General features: G+C 70.3%; 3 protein-coding genes. All 3 read left to right on the top strand.

The window, feature by feature from the left end; translation table 11 throughout:
• Positions 1-1,038: 2-oxoglutarate dehydrogenase, E2 component, dihydrolipoamide succinyltransferase (sucB, locus tag FGD71_RS35530; RefSeq protein WP_119104670.1), on the top strand; the 1,038-nt coding region annotated here is incomplete at its 5' end.
• A gap of 184 nt (positions 1,039-1,222) precedes the next feature.
• Positions 1,223-1,861 (top strand): GntR family transcriptional regulator, encoded by a 639-nt coding sequence (locus tag FGD71_RS35525; RefSeq protein ID WP_119104669.1) that lies wholly within the window; start codon positions 1,223-1,225, stop codon positions 1,859-1,861.
• A gap of 289 nt (positions 1,862-2,150) precedes the next feature.
• Positions 2,151-4,856, top strand: coding sequence for a pyruvate dehydrogenase (acetyl-transferring), homodimeric type (aceE, locus tag FGD71_RS35520; protein WP_119104668.1), 2,706 nt, complete (start codon positions 2,151-2,153; stop codon positions 4,854-4,856).
• The last annotated feature ends 81 nt before the right edge of the window (positions 4,857-4,937 follow it).

Here is a 4,937-nt window from a genome sequence, read left to right as displayed (position 1 = left end):
GCTCCGGCCCCCACCGCCCCGGTTCCGGCCCAGCCCGCTCCTCCGGCTCCCGCACCCGCGCCGGTCACTCCGGCTCCGGCTGCGCCCGCCGCTGCCCAGCCCACCGACGAGGGTGCGTACGTGACCCCGCTGGTGCGCAAGCTCGCCGCCGAGAACGGCGTCGACCTGGCCGGCGTCAAGGGCACCGGCGTCGGTGGCCGCATCCGCAAGCAGGACGTCATCGCCGCCGCCGAGGCCGCGAAGGCCGCCGCCGCTGCGCCGGCTCCGGCCGCCGCCGCCCCGGCCGCCAAGAAGGCCCCGGCCCTGGAGGTCTCCCCGCTCCGCGGCCAGACGGTCAAGATGACCCGCATCCGCAAGGTCATCGGCGACAACATGGTGAAGGCCCTGCACGAGCAGGCCCAGCTGTCCTCGGTCGTCGAGGTCGACATCACCAAGCTGATGAAGCTGCGCGGTCAGGCGAAGGACTCCTTCGCCGCCCGCGAGGGCGTCAAGCTCTCCCCGATGCCGTTCTTCGTGAAGGCGGCGGCCCAGGCGCTGAAGGCCCACCCGGTCATCAACGCCCGGATCAACGAGGACGAGGGCACCATCACGTACTTCGACTCGGAGAACATCGGCATCGCCGTCGACTCCGAGAAGGGTCTGATGACGCCGGTCATCAAGGGCGCGGGCAACCTGAACCTCGCCGGTATCGCGAAGGCCACCGCCGACCTGGCGGGCAAGGTCCGGGCGAACAAGATCACTCCGGACGAGCTGTCCGGCGCGACCTTCACCGTCAGCAACACCGGCTCGCGCGGCGCGCTCTTCGACACGATCATCGTGCCGCCGAACCAGGTCGCGATCCTGGGCATCGGTGCCACGGTGAAGCGTCCGGCCGTCATCGAGACCGCCGAGGGCACCGTCATCGGCATCCGCGACATGACGTACCTGACGCTGTCCTACGACCACCGTCTGGTGGACGGCGCGGACGCCGCCCGCTACCTGACGACGGTCAAGGCCATCCTGGAGGCGGGCGAGTTCGAGGTCGAACTCGGCCTGTAACCCGGTCACGCACAGTGCCCCCGTCCCTTCCACCGAAGGGGCGGGGGCACTGTCGCTTCACCCATGGAGCTGTCCCTGGTGACGTGTAAGTCTCGTCTCACCTGCACCAAAGCGCCCCCGTGCGCCCCTCACCGGCGACGACGCGGCCGTATTGTCTAGAAAGTCAACGCCCTAAGGAGCTCTCATGACCGCGCCCGTCGTCCACTCGCTGCGCGAGCAGATCCGCGAGCACATCGTGGAGGGGATCGTGAGCGGGCGCTGGAAGCCGGGCGAGCGGATCGTGGAGCGGCGGATCGCGACGGAGCTCGAGGTCAGCCAGACCCCCGTACGGGAGGCGCTGCGCGAGCTGGAGTCGCTGCGGCTGATCGAGTCGGCACCCAACAAGGGCGTACGTGTACGGAACCTGACCGCCGCGGATCTGGAGGAGAGCTACCCCGTACGAGCGGGTCTGGAGGCCATCGCGGCGGAGCTCGCGGCCGACCGGCTCGCCGACGACTGCTCGGCCCTGGAGCCGCATGTAGCCGCGCTGTACGAGGCCGACCGGCACGCCGACGGCACGGCCCAGGTCCGTCACACGGTCGCCTTCCACCGGGAGCTGGTCCGCGCCGCGGACAACTCGGTCCTCCTCCACACCTGGGAAGGCCTGGGGATCGAGGTCTTCACGGCGCTGTCGATCCGGTGGCTGGGCACGGTCCAGCAGTCCTACGCCGAGGAGCACGAGGCGCTGGTGGCTGCGTTCAGGCGCCGTGATCCGCTGATCCCGGAGCTGGTCAAGGCCCATGTCCTGGGCTGCGCGCCGCGGACCGGAAACGAACTGCCGTAGCCGCTCCGGCGCTCTGAGGGCGCTCCCGCAAGGGAGCGGGGTACCGCTCAGAAGTCGCCCCACCTGCAAAAACCAGGCACGCGGTGCCCTGCGCCGAGACACCCCGTGCCGACTTTCTCGTGATCAAGAGGTTTTGCCTCTCAACCCTTTGATCGATCATCGATCAGGGAGTTACAGTCACCGACGGGCTGCCACCACAGCCCGCCGCCCTGTCCTGCCAAAGACAAAGGGCACACCCCCAACCCCTTACCGATGAGGGAACCCCCCTCCGCATCCGGAAGGCGGCGCAATGACCGACCCCACCGCAATCCAGCCGAGCGCGCTCGATCAGATCCCGGACCGCGATCCCGAGGAGACCGCCGAATGGCAGGCCTCCCTGGACGCCGTCACGAAGGCGGCCGGGCCGCACCGCGCCGCGTATCTGATGCGCCGCACGCTGGAGCGCGCCGAGGCGGGCGGACTCGCGCTGCCCAAGCTGCTCGAGACGGACTACGTCAACACCATCCCCACCGCCGCCGAGCCCACCGTGGACGGCGACGAGGAGATGGAGCGCCGTATCACCGCGTGGAACCGCTGGAACGCGGCCGCGATGGTGACCCGCGGCAGCAAACACGGCGTCGGCGGCCACATCGCCACCTTCGCCTCCGCCGCCTGGCTCTACGAGACGGGCTTCAACCACTTCTTCAAGGGCAAGGAGGGTGATGGCTCGGGCGACCAGCTCTACATCCAGGGCCACGCCTCCCCCGGCATCTACGCCCGCGCCTTCCTCGACGGCCGGCTGACCGAGCAGCACCTCGACAACTTCCGTCAGGAGGCCGGCGGCAACGGCCTGCCCTCCTACCCGCACCCGCGCCGCCTGCCCTGGCTGTGGGAGTTCCCGACGGTGTCGATGGGCCTCGGCCCGCTCTCCGCCATCTATCAGGCGCGCTTCAACCGCTATCTCACCAGCCGCGGCATCAAGGACGTCTCGCAGTCCCACGTGTGGGCGTTCCTCGGCGACGGCGAGATGGACGAGCCGGAGTCCACGGCCGCACTCGCGCTGGCCTCCCGCGAGGGTCTCGACAACCTGACCTTCGTCATCAACTGCAACCTGCAGCGCCTCGACGGCCCGGTCCGCGCCAACTTCAAGATCGTGCAGGAGCTGGAGGCCCAGTTCCGCGGCGCCGGCTGGAACGTCGTCAAGTCGCTGTGGGGCTCCGCCTGGGACGAACTGTTCCAGCTCGACACCACGGGCGCGCTCGTACGCCGGCTGCGCGAGGTACCCGACGCGCAGGTGCAGACGTACCAGACCCGCGACGCCGCCTACATCCGCGAGGACTTCTTCGGCAAGGACCCGGCGCTCGCCGAGATGGCGAAGCTGCTGAGCGACGACAAGATCCTCGAGTGCTTCCACCTCTCCCGGGGCGGACACGAGGCGCGCAAGGTGTACGCCGCGTACAAGGCCGCGGTCGAGCACAAGGGCGCCCCGACCGTGATCCTCGCCCAGACGGTGAAGGGCTTCACGCTCGGCAAGGGCTTCGCCTCCAAGAACGCCAACCACCAGATGAAGAAGCTGACGGTGGACGAGTTCCAGCAGATGCGTGACCTGCTCGAACTGCCCATCTCCGACAGCCAGTTCGTCGACGGTGTGGTGCCCTACGGCCACCCGGGCGCCGACGCCCCCGAGGTGCGCTACCTCCAGGAGCGCCGCGCGGCCCTCGGCGGCCCGGCCCCGGCCCGCCGCACGCACGCGCTCGCGCCGCTGCCCGCGCCCGCGGAGAAGGCGTTCACCTCGTTCGACAAGGGCTCCGGCTCGCAGAGCGTGGCGACGACCATGGCCTTCGTCCGCCTGATCAAGGACCTGGTCCGCGACAAGCAGACCGGCAGGCGCTGGGTGCCGATCGTCCCCGACGAGGCGCGCACCTTCGGCATGGAGTCGCTCTTCCCGTCCCTCGGCATCTACTCGCCGAAGGGCCAGACGTACGAGCCGGTCGACCGCGACCAGCTGATGTACTACAAGGAGGCCCAGGACGGCCAGATCCTCAACGAGGGGATCACCGAGGCCGGTTCGATGGCGGACTTCATCGCCGCGTCCACGTCGTACGCGACGCACGGCGAGGCCATGATCCCCTTCTACATCTTCTACTCGATGTTCGGCTGGCAGCGCACGGCCGACCAGATGTGGCAGCTCGGCGACCAGCTCGGCCGCGGTTTCCTGGTCGGCGCCACGGCCGGTCGTACGACGCTGACGGGCGAGGGCCTGCAGCACGCCGACGGCCACTCCCCCGTCATCGCCGCGACCAACCCGGCGGCGCTGACGTACGACCCGGCGTTCGCGTACGAGGTGGCGGCGATCGTGCGGGACGGTCTGCGCCGGATGTACGGCGAGGCCGCGCCGGGCGAGGACCCGAACGTCTTCTACTACCTCACCGTCTACAACGAGCCGATGCCGCAGCCCGCGAAGCCCGCCGCGCCCGGCGTCGACGAGGGCATCGTCAAGGGCCTGTACCGCTTCAACACGGCGGAGTCGGCGGGACTCGACGTTCAGGCCGCCAACGCACCGCGCATTCAGCTGCTGGCCTCCGGCACGGCGATCCACTGGACCCTCCAGGCGCAGAAGCTGCTCGCGGAGGAGTGGGGCGTGGCCGCCGACGTGTGGTCCGCGACGTCCTGGACCGAGCTGCGGCGTGACGCCCTTGAGGCGGACGCGGCGCTGCTGCGCGGCGAGGAGCGCGTGCCGTACGTCCGGCAGGTGCTGCACGGCGCCGAGGGCCCGGTCCTCGCGGTCTCGGACTACATGCGCCAGGTCCCGGACCAGATCGCGCAGTGGGTCGAGCAGGACTACTCCTCGCTCGGCGCGGACGGCTTCGGTCTCTCCGACACCCGTGAGGCGGCCCGCCGCCACTTCGGTGTCGACGCCCAGTCGGTCGTCGTCGCGGCCCTGGCCCAGCTCGCCGGCCGCGGCGAGGTCCAGGCCTCGGCGGTGAAGGAGGCCCGGGAGCGGTACGGCCTGTGAGGCTGTGGGGGCGGCGAGGGGTTTTTCGCCCCCGCCGCCCCTACCCGTCCCATCCCGTACCTGGGGGCTCCGCCCCCAGAC

Origin of the sequence: Streptomyces sporangiiformans, from assembly GCF_005768555.2 — a bacterium.
Lineage (GTDB): Bacteria > Actinomycetota > Actinomycetes > Streptomycetales > Streptomycetaceae > Streptomyces > Streptomyces sporangiiformans.
This window is presented reverse-complemented; position numbering and strand designations above follow the sequence as displayed.

What these genes read in the sequence shown, in the direction of transcription:
- FGD71_RS35525 (WP_119104669.1), top strand. Translation starts at nt 1,223, where the DNA reads ATGACCGCGCCCGTCGTCCACTCGCTGCGCGAGCAGATCCGCGAGCAC.
- aceE (WP_119104668.1), top strand. Translation starts at nt 2,151, where the DNA reads ATGACCGACCCCACCGCAATCCAGCCGAGCGCGCTCGATCAGATCCCG.